The 14,810-nt window shown below is 68.2% G+C and carries 13 protein-coding genes; 7 read left to right on the top strand and 6 right to left on the bottom strand.

Going from position 1 to position 14,810, the window contains the following annotated elements:
* Window positions 1–77 precede the first annotated feature (77 nt).
* Both parC and recO read right to left on the bottom strand, forming a co-directional pair.
* Window positions 78–2,330 carry a DNA topoisomerase IV subunit A gene (gene parC / locus ACP56T_RS14365; RefSeq protein ID WP_430912814.1) on the bottom strand — a complete coding sequence of 751 codons (2,253 nt, stop codon included), beginning with the start codon at window positions 2,328–2,330 and terminating at the stop codon, window positions 78–80.
* A 137-nt stretch (window positions 2,331–2,467) separates the two neighbouring features.
* Window positions 2,468–3,211: a DNA repair protein RecO gene (gene recO / locus ACP56T_RS14370; protein ID WP_430912815.1), complete on the bottom strand. Its 744-nt coding sequence runs from the start codon at window positions 3,209–3,211 to the stop codon at window positions 2,468–2,470.
* A 149-nt stretch (window positions 3,212–3,360) separates the two neighbouring features.
* Between recO and ACP56T_RS14375 the strand changes: the two genes are divergently transcribed.
* Window positions 3,361–3,831 carry a hypothetical protein gene (locus ACP56T_RS14375; RefSeq protein ID WP_430912882.1) on the top strand — a complete coding sequence of 157 codons (471 nt, stop codon included), beginning with the start codon at window positions 3,361–3,363 and terminating at the stop codon, window positions 3,829–3,831.
* Window positions 3,832–3,874: 43 nt separating this feature from the next.
* Here the strand turns inward: ACP56T_RS14375 and ACP56T_RS14380 are convergent, their stop codons facing one another.
* Window positions 3,875–4,627, bottom strand: coding sequence for a GntR family transcriptional regulator (locus ACP56T_RS14380; RefSeq protein ID WP_430912816.1), 753 nt, complete (start codon window positions 4,625–4,627; stop codon window positions 3,875–3,877).
* A 166-nt stretch (window positions 4,628–4,793) separates the two neighbouring features.
* On the opposite strand from ACP56T_RS14380, the gene ACP56T_RS14385 reads away from it, so the two are divergent.
* The 6 genes from ACP56T_RS14385 (at window position 4,794) to panB (ending at window position 9,451) form a co-directional block, all read left to right on the top strand.
* Window positions 4,794–6,218 carry an MFS transporter gene (locus ACP56T_RS14385; protein WP_430912817.1) on the top strand — a complete coding sequence of 475 codons (1,425 nt, stop codon included), beginning with the start codon at window positions 4,794–4,796 and terminating at the stop codon, window positions 6,216–6,218.
* A 406-nt stretch (window positions 6,219–6,624) separates the two neighbouring features.
* On the top strand, window positions 6,625–7,416 hold the full coding sequence (locus tag ACP56T_RS14390; protein ID WP_430912818.1) for a sterol desaturase family protein: 792 nt from the start codon (window positions 6,625–6,627) through the stop codon (window positions 7,414–7,416).
* Between the two features lie 75 nt (window positions 7,417–7,491).
* Window positions 7,492–7,881 (top strand): hypothetical protein, encoded by a 390-nt coding sequence (locus ACP56T_RS14395; RefSeq protein WP_430912819.1) that lies wholly within the window; start codon window positions 7,492–7,494, stop codon window positions 7,879–7,881.
* Window positions 7,882–7,909: 28 nt separating this feature from the next.
* The gene (locus ACP56T_RS14400; RefSeq protein WP_430912820.1) at window positions 7,910–8,128 is read left to right on the top strand and encodes a hypothetical protein; all 219 of its coding nucleotides are present in this window, start codon (window positions 7,910–7,912) and stop codon (window positions 8,126–8,128) included.
* Complete coding sequence (locus ACP56T_RS14405) at window positions 8,125–8,421, top strand: DUF6166 domain-containing protein (RefSeq protein ID WP_430912821.1); 297 nt, start codon at window positions 8,125–8,127, stop codon at window positions 8,419–8,421. Before ACP56T_RS14400 ends, ACP56T_RS14405 begins: the two co-directional genes overlap by 4 nt.
* A 130-nt stretch (window positions 8,422–8,551) precedes the next feature.
* Window positions 8,552–9,451: a 3-methyl-2-oxobutanoate hydroxymethyltransferase gene (gene panB, locus ACP56T_RS14410; protein WP_430912822.1), complete on the top strand. Its 900-nt coding sequence runs from the start codon at window positions 8,552–8,554 to the stop codon at window positions 9,449–9,451.
* Between the two features lie 242 nt (window positions 9,452–9,693).
* Here the strand turns inward: panB and dnaE are convergent, their stop codons facing one another.
* The 3 genes from dnaE to ACP56T_RS14425 all read right to left on the bottom strand — a co-directional run bounded on the left by dnaE (window position 9,694) and on the right by ACP56T_RS14425 (window position 14,804).
* Complete coding sequence (dnaE, locus tag ACP56T_RS14415; protein ID WP_430912823.1) at window positions 9,694–13,194, bottom strand: DNA polymerase III subunit alpha; 3,501 nt, start codon at window positions 13,192–13,194, stop codon at window positions 9,694–9,696.
* 424 nt (window positions 13,195–13,618) lie between these two features.
* Window positions 13,619–13,909: an HdeA/HdeB family chaperone gene (locus ACP56T_RS14420; protein WP_430912824.1), complete on the bottom strand. Its 291-nt coding sequence runs from the start codon at window positions 13,907–13,909 to the stop codon at window positions 13,619–13,621.
* Between the two features lie 181 nt (window positions 13,910–14,090).
* A complete protein-coding gene (locus ACP56T_RS14425; protein WP_430912825.1) occupies window positions 14,091–14,804 on the bottom strand; it encodes an ABC transporter ATP-binding protein in 714 nt (237 codons plus the stop codon).
* Window positions 14,805–14,810: the final 6 nt, after the last annotated feature.

Genomic DNA, 14,810 nt, shown 5'->3' on the forward strand with positions numbered 1-14,810 from the left:
CCCGGCATGCGGGCACCGTCATTGACGTAAGGTGATGATCGCCGTCATCCGCGTCAACGGTGCGACGGCGGCCGCCCTCACTTGCCGAAACCCTCGAATTTCGGGAAGCTCCGGGTCATCAGCGCGCCCGCATCGGCGCGGTGGCCCATCCACTTCTCCAGCACCTGCGCGCTCGCGAGGCGCGGCTGAGCCGAGCCGTCGCGCCAGGGCAGCCCCTCCGCGAGGGTGAAGACGCAGGCGTCGACCAGCGTCGAGGCCCGGCAGCGTTGCAGGCGCACGCCCTTGCCGCGCGCCATCTCCGGCAGCTCCGAGAGCGGGAAGACCAGCATCAGCTTGTCGGACGAGCAGACCGCGACATGGTCGCCCCGGCCCGCCGGCACGAGGATCGTCGCCGTGGCGTCCCCGTCGAGCCCGATGATGCCCTTGCCCTTGCGGGTGTTGGCGACGACCGCGTCGGCGGGCGCCACGAATCCGCGCCCGTCCGAGCCCGCCACCAGCAGCTTGCCCTCCGGCTGGTAGGGCAGCGCCGAGACGATCTCGGTGCCGTCGTCGAGATCGACCATCAGCCGGATCGGATCGCCGAAGCCGCGCCCGCCCGGCAGCTTCGAGGCGTCGAGGGTGTAGACCTTCCCGTTCGAGGCGAGCACCAGCACCTTCGCCGTGGTCTCGCTGGGAAAGGCGATCTTGAGGGTGTCGTCGCCCTTGAAGGCGACGCCCGACAGGTCCGCGACATGGCCCTTCAGGGCCCGGATCCAGCCCTTGTTCGAGACGATCACGGTGATCGGCTCGCGCTCGACCAGGGCGGCGGTGAGATCGATGCCGGCGGTGTCGGGCGGGTTCTCCAGGGTGGTGCGGCGGCGGCCGAGCTTGGTCTCCGGCCCGAAGGTCTTCTTGACGTCCCGGATCTGCTTGGTGATCGACTTCCACTGGAGATCGTCGGAGTCGAGCAGCGCGTCGATGCCCTGCTTCTCCTTCGTGAGATCGTCGAACTCGCGCCGGAGCTCCATCTCCTCGAGCTTGCGCAAGGAGCGCAGGCGGGTGTCGAGGATGGCGTTGGCCTGCACCTCGGTGAGCGTGAAGCGCAGCATCAGCGCGGGCTTCGGCTCGTCCTCCTCGCGGATGATGCGGATCACCTCGTCGAGGTCGAGATAGACGATGAGCAGACCGCCGAGGATTTCCAGGCGCCGGTCGATCTGGCCGAGGCGGAAGCGCGAGCGGCGCTGGAGCACGACGCGGCGATGGTCGAGCCATTCGCGCAGGGCGTCGGCGAGCCCGATGACGCGGGGCACCTGGCCGCCAACGAGCACGTTCATGTTGAGCGGGATGCGCGCCTCGAGCTCGGTGAGCCGGAACAGCGATTCCATCAGGATGACGGGGTCGACGTTGCGCGCGCGCGGCTCCAGCACCACGCGCACGTCCTCAGCGGATTCGTCGCGCACGTCGGCGAGCAGCGGCAGCTTCTTCTCCTGGAGCAGCTCGGCGAGCTTCTCGATCAGCCGCGCCTTCGGCACCCCGTAGGGGATCTCCGTGACCACGATGGTCCAGGTGCCCCGGCCGAGATCCTCCTTCGCCCAGCGCGCCCGCACCCGGAAGCCGCCGCGCCCGGTGCGGTAGGACTCCACGATGGACGCCCGGCTCTCCACGAGGATGCCGCCGGTGGGGAAGTCCGGCCCCTGCACGAAGCTCTCGACCAGTTGCTCCGAGGTCGCGTCGCGATGGCCGATCAGGTAGAGCGCCGCGTCGCAGAGCTCGGCCGCGTTGTGGGGCGGGATCGAGGTGGCCATGCCCACCGCGATGCCCTGGCTGCCATTGGCGAGCAGGTTCGGGAAGGCCGCCGGCAGGACCGAGGGCTCCTCCTTCTCGCCGTTGTAGGAGGGCCGGTAATCGACCGTGTCCTCGTCGATGCCGTCGAGGAGCAGGCGCGCGACCTCGGTGAGGCGGGCCTCGGTGTAGCGGTAGGCGGCGGGGCCGTCGCCGTCGATGTTGCCGAAATTGCCCTGCCCGTCGACCAGCGGATAACGCTGCGCGAAATCCTGGCTGAGCCGCACCAGCGCGTCGTAGATCGCCTGGTCGCCATGGGGATGGAAGTCGCCCATCACGTCGCCGACGATCTTCGCGCATTTCTTGTGCGCGGTGTTCGGGTCGAGCCGCAGCAGGCGCATGCCGTAGAGGATGCGCCGGTGCACGGGTTTCAAGCCATCGCGCGCGTCCGGCAGGGCGCGGTGCATGATCGTGGAGAGCGCATAGGCGAGGTAGCGCTCCTCCAGCGCCGATTTCAGCTCGACGCTCTCGATGCCGTCGCCCGACGGCGGGACGGTCAACTCACCCATGCGACTACCATTGCCTCGGACCCATCACCACCGCCCCCATGATCCGCGATTCAGGAGGGCGGTCGCGCATCTGCCGTGTAACGCATTTCCGTCACGCGAACCGGAATCCGCTCCGCTCGAAAATGCACTGGAACATATCACGAACCCCGACTCTCGGCTTCCAGGCCGAGCGCGACGAATCGCGCGCGCTCCTCGGAGGGAGGCAGGGCACGCGGTTGCCAGATGTGCTGGTTCAGGAAGTGTCCGGTCAAGGCGAAGCCGCCGCGCACCTCCTCCGACAACGGCGCGCGCACCAATCCGGTGGGCTCGCGCAGGAAGGGCGGCAGCGGCAGCAGCCGGTCGCGATAGGGCTCGCCGGCCGAGGCGCTGACGGCCCGCCCGGTCCTCGGCGAGACATAGACGAGCTGGTCGTTGCCGCCCGTGGCGGCGCAGGCATGCAGCGCCAGGCCGAAGCCGAGCTCGGCCAGCAGCGCCAGCTCGAAGCGCACCATCAGCGGCGGCGCGACGCTCCGGTCGGCGAGATGCGCGATCAGCACCCCCGCCGCCTCGTAGAGGCCGAGATGCGGATCGCGCTCGGGCAGCAGCCGCAGCAGGGCCGCCATGTGCGAGAGGCCGTAGAGCGCCAGCGCCGAGCCGATCAGGCGCGGGGCGGCGAGTTCCAGGGGCTCGACGGCATAGGAGCCCAGGCTCTCGTCCAGCCGCGAGCGCCAGACCACCCGCACCCGGTTGCCGCATTGGAGCACCGGCTGCATCCGGCGCGAGCGGCCGCCATGCACGAGCCCGAGATGGCGCCCGTGCTCGGCGGTCATCGCCTCCAGGATGGTCCCGGTCTCGCCGTGCCGGCGCACCCCGAGCACGAGGGCCTCGTCGCTCCACTGCATCGGGGAGAGATAGCCGGTGTCGCGCCGCCATGTGAGCGCCGCGGAGCGGTCTGTGCGGGATTTCGCCGTGGTGTGCTCCGCCGGGCGGGTTTTCGCGAGCGCGGAGGGCCGATACCCTCCGCTCCCGGAGCGCGAGGATGGCGGATCTCATGGACGAGCCGACGGGGCGGCATCCCCTGCATCACCTCGGCCCGAGGTCGGGGAAGGGGCGGAGGTCGTCTCACGCCATTCTTCTGACAACGGCGGTGTCCCTGGCGCTCGGCGTCCCGGCGCTGGCCGCGCCGAAGACCAAGCCGGCGCCTGTCGCGGCGGAGGAGGCGCCGAGCGCCGCGCTCCGCCAGCGCATCGCCGCGCTCGCCCTGAAGCAGGTTCAGTTCGGCTCGATCTCGCTGCTGCCGGTGCGCTTCGAGCACAGCCGCCTCGCCGGCCCCTTCGAGGATGGCGGGCGCACCCTCTACTGCGTGTCGAGCCACATGAGGGGCCGGACCTTCGGCAAGGCGGAACGGCCGAAGGTGGTGATGCGCGAGGACAAGGGCATCCTCACCGTCATCGACGACGAGGAGGCGTGCACCGGCCAGCGGTCGAAGCCGTTCGGGGAGCTGGATACACTGAAGGAGTGACCACGCTTTCAGGCGTTCCGCGCGGCTCCCTATGGAACACGGATCACAGATCCAGGGTCTTGCGCGCGAAGCTCTCGATGTAATCGACCAGCTTGTCGGAGGCGGCGCCAGCCGCCTCGACGTCGCGGCGAGCGAGCGCCTCGCAAACATCCGCATGGAGAGTGGCGGTCAACGGCAGATCGGCCGCCTGCTTGTAGTGCTGATACCAGAACCGCCGTGACAGACCCGCCATGCTCTCCAGCGAGCGCACGGCGAACTCATTGCGCGAGGCCGTTGCGATCAGCTCGTTGAAGTGACGGTCCAGGCGCATGAACGCCAGATCGTCCGATGCCGCGGCCGCATCGCGCATGTCCTGGGCGAGGCCGGCGAAGACGTCCCGCTCTTCCTTCGTGGACCGCTCCGCGGCGAGGCGCGCGATCAACCGCTCCAGGACGCGTCGGGTCTCAAGGAGGCGCAGCTGCGTGCGCACGTTGATGTCGGAGACGAAGATCCCGCGCCTCGGCATGACCACGACGAGACCGTCGCGGGCGAGACGCTGCAAGGCTTCCCGGACGGGGGTACGGCCGATCCCGAGGCGCTGGACCAGGTTCTGCTCCCCGAGCACCATGCCGGGCGGGAGAACGAGCGTCGTGATCATCTCCTCCAGTTGCCGATAGGCCCTGTCCGTAAGCGTCTGGTCGGGCAGGTCGTCGCCTCCGGCCGCCCCGTCGGGGGCCCCGCTCGCAGCCTTCCTCGCCCGCGTCTCGCCACGCTGCGCGGAACGGGCCGATGTCGTCTTCCCGATCACGAAATTCATCGACGACACCTGTTGCCCCGATCGGTCCGCCCGGCACGCCGCCATATAGGTGCATGGTGCCCCGCGCTTTCCTCCGCAAGGGGCATATCTCTGATATATCTTGCGCAGATTAGAAATATCCTGCAAGAACACCCTGCGCATACTAAAAGACGCAGGGAGGCGAGAGATGGTAGGGCAGATTGCGATACCCGCCGGCGAGGTGCTGCCGGAGCGGGCGACGACCGAGACCCCCGCCCGCGTCGTGGCCGGGTCGAGCGCGGTGATCGCGGCACGGCTCGAGCGCCTGCCGATGACCCAGTTCCAGCGCAATATCTTTCTCATCATCGCGACGGCCTGGTTCTTCGACTCGATCGACCTCGGCTCGCTCACCTTCCTGCTCGGCTCGATCAAGACGGAGTTCGGCCTGTCGACGGCCCAGGCCGGGCTCCTGTCGAGCATGAGCTTCATCGGCATGTTCGCCGGCGCGGCGATCTCCGGGATGCTCGCCGACCGTTTCGGCCGAAAGCTCGTCTTCCAGGTGAGCATGGTGTTCTGGGGCCTGGGCAGCGCGTGGTGCGCCTATGCGCCCGACGCGACCGTGCTCGGCTACGCCCGCCTGCTCCTCGGCTTCGGCATGGGCATGGAATTTCCGGTGGCCCTGGCCATCGTCTCGGAGTTCCTGCCGACGGCCAAGCGCGGCCGCTACCTCGCCATCATGGAAGGGTTCTGGCCCCTCGGCTTCATCGCGGCGGGCTGCCTCAGCTACGTCCTGCTGAGCTATTTCGACTGGAGGGCGGTCTTCCTGGCGCAGGCGTTCCCGGCGCTGTTCCTGTTCGTGATCCGCTTCCTGGTGCCGGAATCGCCGCGCTGGCTGGCCGATCGCGGGCGGCATGAGCAAGCGGATGCCGTGATGACCTCCATCGAGACGAAGGTGGCCGCGCGCCTCGACGGCCGCCCGCTATCCGAGCCGCAGGTCCTGCCCGAGCAGGCCCAGGGCGAGCGGCGCTTCTCCTTTCTCGAACTCTGGAGTCCGGGCTACGCGAGCCGCACGGTGATGATCTGGTTGACCTGGTTCTTCGCGCTCCTCGGCTTCTACGGCCTCACCACCTGGCTCGGGGCGTTGTTGCAGGAGGCGGGCTACAGCGTCGCCAAGTCCGTGACCTACACGATCCTGATCTCGCTCGCGGGCGTGCCGGGCTTCATCACCTCGGCCATCCTCGTGGAGCGGTGGGGCCGCAAGCCGACCGCGGTCCTGATGCTCCTCGGCAGCGCGGTGGCGGCCTACCTGTACGGCCACTCGCCGTCCTTCGGCTGGCTGATCGCCTTCGGGCTGATGATGCAGTTCTTCCTCTTCGGGATGTGGTCCGTGCTCTACGCCTACACCCCCGAACTCTACCCGACGCGCGCGCGCGCCACCGGCGCGGGTTGCGCCTCGGCGGTCGGCCGGGTCGGCTCGCTCATCGGCCCCTACGTCATCGGCATCATCCTGCCGACGCTCGGCCATGGCGGCGTCTTCGCGCTGGGCGCCGGCTCCTTCGTCATCGCGGCGGCCAGCGTCGGCATCCTCGGCATCGAGACCAAGGGCAAATCGCTCGAGGCGATCTCGCAGTAGATCGCACTCCGCCGAAGCGGCTCCGGGTTCGGCGCGAGCGTACGCGGCAGATCGAGAACTCGGAGACGCCGTCCGCCGCAAGGCGATCGGATGCGGCCCCGAGCGTACCGGCGGGGACGCGAGCCGCTCGCATCCCCGCCGCCCCATCGAAACGGCACAATAATGTTGACAGTTGATATATCAGAGGTATCTTTCAGGGAGCAGCTCTGGGAGGGTGCCATGTGCCGGACGGGTCTCAGCGCGGATCACGTTTGCCTGCAAGCCGTCCGGCGGGAATGGGGATGCCTTGCCGGCAAGCCGGCGCTTCCCTCGCATGCCGTGGCGGCGATGGTGCCCGACTGACCATCGCGTTCGAGCGAACGCGGCCGGCGCCCCCCCGAAAACCATCGACCAAGGGAGACAGTCCATGGAACTCGCAGTCACCAAGATGAGCGAGCGGCAGAGAAACTACCGGGCCAACTATCGGCAGCGCGTCGCCGGCTGGTACAACGGCTTCCTGCACATCGCCATCATCTACACCATCGGCCTGACGGCGTTGTATATCTACATCTCGAACATCAAGGCCCCGACCTGGGCGGAGTTCGTCACGGTGCCGGTCGTGTTCCTGTTCTGCAATTTCTTCGAGTGGTGGCTGCACCGCTATGTCATGCATCGCCCGCAGAGCAACCCGATCGGTCGCGCCGTCTACAATCGGCACACTCTCCAGCATCATCAGTTCTTCACCGACCACGAGATGCGCTTCGCCGACCATCGCGATTACCGGGTGACGTTCTTTCCCCCCTACGCCCTGGCGACCTTCACGCTGATGTCGATCCCCGGCGCCATCGCGCTGGGCAACATGTTCACGCCGAACGTCGGATGGCTCTTCATCGCCACGACGACCAGCATCTACATGATCTACGAGTTCATGCACTTCTGCTGCCATGTCGAGGACAACTGGTTCGTCCGAAACATGCCGTTCATCAATACGAACCGCCGGCATCACACCGCCCATCACGACCAGTCGATCATGATGGAGCGGAACATGAACCTCACCTTCCCGATCATGGACTGGCTGTTCCGCACCTCGGACCTCAATCGCGGCCTGCTCGGAACGCTCTTCAACGGATACGACACGCGTTACGTGAAGACCGACATGCGCAAGACCTCCCGCACGCCCGGCGCCGCCGAGCCCGGCGCCATGCAGCCGGCCGAGTAGGCCCCGCCATACGCGACATGCGGCGCCCCCGAGGCGCCGCCCCGACCATCTGGCCCGACATCTGGGAAGTCCTCCATGAGCATGATCGAACCGAACGTCGCCGCTCTCGCGTGGTTCGCGCTCTTCGCGGGCGTCGCCTGCGTCGGCTTTTACGTCCTCACCGGCATGTTCCCGCTCGAAACCCGCCCCGACCTGAAGGGCCGGCCGCTCGGCCTGCTGCTGCTGGCGGCCAACGTCCTGCTGCTGCTGGCGCTGGTCGGCGGCGGTCTCGCCTACGGCGCCGCCCATCTGCGCTGGACGAGCCTCGTGATCGTGGGCGGCCTGGCGGTGCTGTTCGCACCGGGCCTGTTCAACGTGTGGCCCCAGCGCTGGCGTGACGGCCTGGCCGGCCTCGCCATCGTGATGGCCGGGCTCGGCACCTCGCTCGGCCTGCTGCAACAGGTCGGCTCCGTCTTCACCCTGTAAGAGCCGCTACCGATCCGGGAGGAATCCGATGCCGTTTCCCATCAAGTTCGGCTTGTCCGTCGCCGTTGCCTTGGCCGCGCTCGCGGGGTGGTTCTACATGGGGTATCTCGGTCAGGTCGGCCCGCGCTGGGCCGTGGCGTTCCTCGGCCCCTTCATGGTCGTCAGCCTCTGGATCTTCCCGGAGGTGATGCGCAGCCGCTCCGACGGCCGCACCCCGCGTCATCAGATGAGGGAGGCACGCTCGTGACCAAGGTCTACATGGGGGATCGGACCATCGACGGGATCGTCGTCACGGTCGACGGCAATCCGCTTCCCGACAGGACGGACGCCAAGCTCTACTCGCGCAACGGCTTCGAGTGGAGCTACGAGGGTCCCGAGCCGTCGCAGCTCGCCTACGCGATGCTGGTCGACCACCTCGGCGACACGGCTCAGGCGGAGCGCCTCCAGCCGCAATTCATGCGCAGCGTCGTGGCCAATTTCCAGAACGAGTGGGAAATGACGACGGCCGACATCGACCGCGTCCTACAGGGCCTGCGCTAGAGGCTGCCCGGGAGAAGCGGGATCCGGTTCTCCGTCAGGACAGGCTCCAGGGGACGCGCGGCGAGCCCGGACCGAGATCGGCGACCGGGCTCGGCCGCCTCGACCATCACACGATTCCGGAGGGGCGTTCATGAGTGCCACGGCGGCGACTTCTTCCACCAAGCCGGACAAGAAGGCGGCCAAGCGGACGATCCTCGACATCCGCGCCGCCAAACGGACCGGCGAGAAGTTCGTCTACATGTCCGTGCCGGACTACACGTCCGCCCGGTGGGCGGAGATGGCGGGCGTCGACGTCGCCGTCGTCGGCGATAGCCTCGCCATGGTCGCTCACGGGCATGCCAGCACCATACCCGCGACGATGGACATGATGATCCTGCATGCCGCGGCGGTGCGGCGCGGAGCGCCGGACACCTTCGTGCTCGGCTGCATGCCCTACCAGAGCTACAACACCGTCGACCGGGCCCTCACGAACGCCACGCGCTTCATGCAGGAGGGGCTGTGCGACGCCGTGAAGCCGCAGGGCGGCAAGAGCCAGGCGCATATCCTCAAGGCGCTCGTCGATGCCGGCATCCCGACGGCGTCGCATATCGGGCTGACGCCGCATACCATCGCCAATTTCGGCGGCTTCAAGATCCAGGGCCGGACCGCCGAGGCCGCGATGAAGATCCTCGAGGACGCCCTCGCCATCGAGGATGCCGGCTGCTTCATGCTGGAGTTCGAGGCCGTCCCGGCGCCGATCGCCAAGCTGATCTCCGAGCAACTGACGATCCCGACCATCGGCATAGGGGCCGGTGCCGGTTGCGACGGCCAGATCCTGCTTGCCTACGACCTGCTCGGCGTCTTCACGGACTTCAAGCCGAAATTCACGAAGCGCTATGCGAACCTGACCGAGGTTGCGGTGACCGGCATCCGCAAATACGTCGAGGAGGTCAAGGCCGTGGCCTTTCCCGACGACGACCACTCCTATCGCGTCGATCAAGCCGAATACGAGAAATTCCAGAACCTAGTCGAGAAGCGAAAGCATCTATAACGACGACGATCCGGGATGACCCGGAAGAGTCATCGTGGCCGCCGTGAGCGACGTTTGGTCGGCGGGGCGATGCGGGCGGGCACGACGGCGCAACTCGTGACCCCGCCGGTCATGGCGATCCGGCGCAGGGCAGGCCCGACCGGCTGCCGCGTCACCTCGACCGGATCTCCATCACCCTGCCGGGCCGGGAGAGGAAGCGTGCGGCACCGGGGCGATCGCGCGCCGAGCGTTCGAGGCGCGTCTCAGTTCACCTCCACCTGCACCACCCCCGGCACGGCCCGGATGGCGCCGGCGACCTGCGGGCTCGCCTGATACCTGTCCTTCAGCTTCACCTCGACCTCGCGCTCGCCGCCGTCGAGGATCAGGATCAGCGAGACCTCGCCCTCGCCGCGGATCGAGAGGCGCTGCTGGATCGAGCCGATGGGCTTCTCGTCGCGCAGGAAGATGCGCATGCCCTTCTGGTGCTTGGCCACCGCCGCGTCGAGGGGCTCGGCGGTCTGGATGCGGGCGCGCACGTCCTCGCCCTCCAGCGCCGCCTGGATCTGGAGCACGAGCGGGCGGCCGGGCTCCAGGATGTCGCGGTAATGCGCGAGTCCCTCGGAGAAGATGATCGCCTCGAAATGCCCGGTCTGGTCCGAGAGGTTGACGATGCCGAGCTTGTTGCCGGTCTTGGTGCGCCGCTCCGAGCGGTCGAGCACCGAGGCCGCGACGCGCCCGACGCTCGCCGTCCCCGCCCGCACCGCACGGCAGAACTCCGTCCAGGTCTGGACGCGCAGCTTCGCGAGCAGGTGCCCGTACTCGTCGAGGGGGTGGCCGGAGAGGAAGAAGCCGATGGCCTCGAACTCCTTGGTCAGCCGGTCGGCCATGGGCCAGGGCTCGTAGGGCGGCACGCGCAGGGCCACGTCGGCCGACATGACGCCGCCGAACATGTCGGCGATGCCCGTGGTCTCGGCCTCGGCCGCCCCTTGCGCGAGCTTCATCATCGGCTCGACGCAGGCGAAGGCGCGCGCGCGGTCCGGCTCGATGCAATCGAGGGCGCCGGCCGCGACAAGGTTCTCGAGCGTGCGCTTGTTGACGAGGCGCGGGTTCAGCCGGCGCGCGAGGTCGGCGGCATCCTTGAAGGAGCGCTCGCCGCGCGCAGCCACCAGCCCCTCCACGGCGCCGCGCCCGACCCCCTTGATGGCGGCGAGCGCGTAGCGGATGCGCCCGTCCTTCACCGCGAAGGCCGCCCCCGAACCGTTGATCGAGGGCGGCTCGACCACGATGCCGAGACGCTGCGCGTCCTGGCGGAATTCGGCGATCTTGTCGGTGTTGTCGATGTCGAGCTGCATCGCGGCGGCGAGGAACTCGACCGGGTGGTTCGCCTTCAGATAGGCCGTCTGGTAGGTCAGCAGGGCATAGGCCGCCGCGTGGCTCTTGTTGAATCCATAGTCGGCGAATTTTGCCAGCAGGTCGAAGATTTCGTCGGCTTTCGGCTTGGTCAGCCCGCGCTCGGTGCAGCCGGAGACGAAGCGGGCGCGCTGGGCGTCCATCTCGGCGCGGATCTTCTTGCCCATGGCGCGGCGGAGCATGTCGGCCTCGCCGAGCGTATAGCCGGCGAGCACCTTGGCGATCTCCATCACCTGCTCCTGATAGACGATGATCCCGAAGGTCTCCTTCAGGATCGGCTCCAGGAGCGGGTGCGGATACCAGTCCGCCTCGTTGCCGGCATCGCGCCCGAGCTTGCGCTCGCAATAGACCGGGATGTTGGCCATCGGGCCCGGCCGGTAGAGGGCCACCAGCGCGATGATGTCCTCGAACCTGTCGGCCTGCATCTCGCACAGCGCCTTGCGCATGCCCGCAGATTCCACCTGGAACACGCCGACCGTCTCGCCGCGCTTCATCGGCTCATAGGTCTTCTCATCGTCGAGCGGCAGCGAGGCGAGGTCGACGATGATGCCGCGCTGTTCCAATAGATCGGTGCAGCAACGCAGCATCGTCAGAGTTTTAAGTCCCAGAAAATCGAACTTCACCAGGCCGGCGGCCTCGACCCATTTCATATTGAACTGGGTGACGCGCATGCCCGTCTTCGGGTCTCGGTAGAGCGGCACCAGTTCTTCGAGCGGCCGGTCTCCGATGACGACGCCGGCGGCGTGGGTCGAGGCGTGGCGGTGGAGCCCTTCGAGCTTGAGGGAGATCTCCACGAGGCGGGCCACCACCGGCTCCTCCTCCATGGCGGATTGGAGCTTGGGCTCGCCCTCGATGGCCTGGGCCAGCGTCACCGGATTGGCCGGGTTCTGCGGCACGAGCTTGGTCAGCTTGTCGACCTGCCCGTAGGGCATCTCCAGCACGCGGCCGACGTCGCGCAGCACGCCGCGCGCGAGCAGGGTGCCGAAGGTGATGATCTGCGCCACCTGGCGGTCGCCGTAGCGTTGCTGCACGTACTGGATCACGCGCTCGCGGCCGTCGACGCAGAAGTCGATGTCGAAATCCGGCATCGAGACGCGCTCGGGGTTGAGGAAGCGCTCAAACAGCAGCCCGAAGCGGAGCGGATCGAGATCGGTGATGAGCAGCGCATAGGCGACGAGCGAGCCCGCACCCGAGCCGCGCCCCGGCCCCACGGGGATGTCGTGGTCCTTCGCCCATTTGATGAAGTCGGAGACGATGAGGAAGTAGCCGGGGAACTTCATCTTGACGATGACGTCGAGCTCGAAGGCGAGCCGCTCGCGGTAGCTCTCCTCGGTGAAGCCCGGCGCGGTGCCGTGCCGCTGGAGCCGTAGCTCGAGCCCGGCCACCGCCTGCCGGCGAAGCTCCTCCGGCTCGTCGAGGGCGACGGCGGGCACGACCGCCTCGGCGGCGGCCTCGGGGCCCGCAGGGGCGACCACGCCGAAATTCGGCAGGATCGGCTTGCGTGTGCGCACCCGGTAGGAGCAGCGCATGGCGATCTCGACGGTGGCCGCCAGGGCCTCCGGCAGGTCGCGGAACAGCTCGCCCATCTCGGCGCGGGTCTTGAAGGCGTGGCGGGGCGTCAGCCGCCGGCGGCGCTCGTCGGAGACGAGGCGGCCTTCCGCGATGGCGAGCAGCGCATCATGGGCGTCGTAGTCGTCCGGCTTGGCGAAGAAGGGCTCGTTGGCGGCCACCAGCGACAGGCCGTTGCGGTCGGCGAGGCGGATCAGCTCGGCCTCGATCCGCTTCTCGCCCTCCGCGCCGTGGCGCTGAAGCTCGACATAGAGCCTGTCCTCGCCGAAGGCCCGCTTCAGCGCGTCGAGCCGGGTCGCGGCGAGTTCCGGGCGGCCGGCCCGCAGGGCGGAATCGAGCGGGCCGGCGGCGCCCCCGGTCAGCGCGATCAGCCCCGAGGACACCTCCGCCAGCGCCTCGGCCCAGACCTGCGGAAGCTCGCCGAGGGGGCCGTCGAAATAGGCCCGGCTCGCGAGCCGCAGCAGGTTGCGATAACCGGACTCGTCCTGCGCGAGCAGCACCAGCGGCGTGCTCTGGACCTGAACGTTGCGCGCCATCGGATCGGGCGCCTCGAACAGCACCGAGAGCTGGAGGCCCGCGATCGGCTGGATGCCTGAGCCCGCCGCCTTCTCGGAGAATTCGAGCGCGCCGAAGAGGTTGTTGGTGTCGGTGAGCGCCAGCGCCGGCTGCCGGTCCTTGGCCGCCGCCTTGACGAGGTCGCCGACCTTCAGGGCGCCTTCGAGGAGCGAATAGGACGAGTGGACATGGAGGTGGACGTAGCCGACCTCCCTGAGCATGCGGGCCATGAGCGATCCGAGTCGGGGAGCGGGCAGGATTCCGGCTCGCGGCCGGCGAGTCGACCCGGAAAATGCAGCGCCCCGCCTTGTACACCGATCGCAGCCCTGCGGCATCGCGGCCGCCGGCCGGGGATTGCGCCGGTCTCCGCGCAGGCCCGGCGGGCGCTCAATGCAGCGGCGCCAGAGCGACCGCCCAGAGCGCGACGGCGCTCGACAGCAGGCCGAAGGCCGCGAGCTCCACCATGCCGGTGAGGATCATCCGCTTGAGCATCGTCGTCTCCGTTCATCGATGACGGAATATTTGTTCTTGTTTTGTTCTATGTAAAGCGGGGATCGCGAAGCACGTCCGGGCATGGTTTCCGAAAGGTGAAGGGATGTGGACGCGCGCCGTGGTCGGTCGTCCCGGAAGCTCGGCGCGCGTCGGCAAGCGCCCTCAGCGCCCGAACAGCTTGTCGGTCGCGGTGATGAGGCCGAGTTCCGGGTTGGCGCCGCAGAACTCGCCGAGCTTCTTGGCATTCGCAACGAGCTTATCGAAATCGATGACCGGCGGATCGTCCTCGCCCTTGTAATAGGCGTCGAGCCAGGCGAGCGTGAGCTTCATGTCGTCCTTGTCGCTGGCAAGGAATGCCTTGCAGGTCATGGTCGACAGATCGGCCTTCTCGGCGAAAGCGGGTGTGCACGACAGCACGAGCCCAACGAGAACCAGTATTCTTCTCAAGATCACCTCCCGCGACTGTTATTGTCCGTGCCGCGCCGTGCGTTCGTCAGAGCCGGCTGAGAACCGTCGCGTCGCAACGGGTACCGACAACCCGGAATCGCCTTCGCGGGAAGCGCAGACTTTCACGAATAGTGTCTTCGTACAATAGTGTACAATCGCGAAGACAGCCCTCGCGAGGGCCGTCCGCTCAGGCGAGCTGCTCGATCAGCCCGTCGCGGATCGTCACGCGGCGGTCCATGCGGCCGGCGAGATCGAGGTTGTGGGTCGCGATCAGCGCCGCGAGCCCGGAGGCGCGCACCAGCGAGACCAGGATGCCGAAGACGTGGTCGGCGGTATGCGGGTCGAGATTGCCGGTGGGCTCGTCGGCCAGCAGCAGGCGCGGCCCGTTGGCCACCGCGCGGGCGATGGCGACGCGCTGCTGCTCGCCGCCCGAGAGCTCCGCCGGCCGGTGCGGCAGCCGCTCCTTGAGGCCGAGGAAGGCCAGAAGCTCACTCGCGCGGGCCGAGGCCTCCTTGCGCGACAGGCCCCGGATGAGCTGGGGCATCACCACGTTCTCCAGCGCCGAGAACTCCGGCAGCAGGTGGTGGAACTGGTAGATGAAGCCCATCTCCTCGCGGCGCAGGCGGGTGCGCTCGGAATCGGCCATGGCGGCGGTGGGCTGGCCGCCGATATAGACCTCGCCGCCATCGGGACGTTCCAGCAGCCCGGCGAGATGAAGGAGCGTCGACTTGCCGGCGCCGGAGGGCGCCACCAGCGCGACGATCTCGCCGGGCCAGATCGCCAGATCCGCCCCGCGTAAAATCTCCAGCGCGCCCTCGGCCTGCCTGTAGCGGCGCTCCACGCGGGAGAAGAACAGCGCCGGCACCGGCTGGCCGCCGGCCGAGGTCTCTGTCGTGGTCATGGGTGT

It is taken from the genome of Methylobacterium endophyticum (genome assembly GCF_050591105.1).
Taxonomy (GTDB): Bacteria; Pseudomonadota; Alphaproteobacteria; order Rhizobiales; family Beijerinckiaceae; genus Methylobacterium.

What these genes read in the sequence shown, in the direction of transcription:
- parC (WP_430912814.1), bottom strand. Translation starts at nt 2,330, where the DNA reads ATGGGTGAGTTGACCGTCCCGCCGTCGGGCGACGGCATCGAGAGCGTC.
- recO (WP_430912815.1), bottom strand. Translation starts at nt 3,211, where the DNA reads ATGCAGTGGAGCGACGAGGCCCTCGTGCTCGGGGTGCGCCGGCACGGC.
- ACP56T_RS14375 (WP_430912882.1), top strand. Translation starts at nt 3,361, where the DNA reads ATGGACGAGCCGACGGGGCGGCATCCCCTGCATCACCTCGGCCCGAGG.
- ACP56T_RS14380 (WP_430912816.1), bottom strand. Translation starts at nt 4,627, where the DNA reads ATGAATTTCGTGATCGGGAAGACGACATCGGCCCGTTCCGCGCAGCGT.
- ACP56T_RS14385 (WP_430912817.1), top strand. Translation starts at nt 4,794, where the DNA reads ATGGTAGGGCAGATTGCGATACCCGCCGGCGAGGTGCTGCCGGAGCGG.
- ACP56T_RS14390 (WP_430912818.1), top strand. Translation starts at nt 6,625, where the DNA reads ATGGAACTCGCAGTCACCAAGATGAGCGAGCGGCAGAGAAACTACCGG.
- ACP56T_RS14395 (WP_430912819.1), top strand. Translation starts at nt 7,492, where the DNA reads ATGAGCATGATCGAACCGAACGTCGCCGCTCTCGCGTGGTTCGCGCTC.
- ACP56T_RS14400 (WP_430912820.1), top strand. Translation starts at nt 7,910, where the DNA reads ATGCCGTTTCCCATCAAGTTCGGCTTGTCCGTCGCCGTTGCCTTGGCC.
- panB (WP_430912822.1), top strand. Translation starts at nt 8,552, where the DNA reads ATGAGTGCCACGGCGGCGACTTCTTCCACCAAGCCGGACAAGAAGGCG.
- dnaE (WP_430912823.1), bottom strand. Translation starts at nt 13,194, where the DNA reads ATGGCCCGCATGCTCAGGGAGGTCGGCTACGTCCACCTCCATGTCCAC.
- ACP56T_RS14425 (WP_430912825.1), bottom strand. Translation starts at nt 14,804, where the DNA reads ATGACCACGACAGAGACCTCGGCCGGCGGCCAGCCGGTGCCGGCGCTG.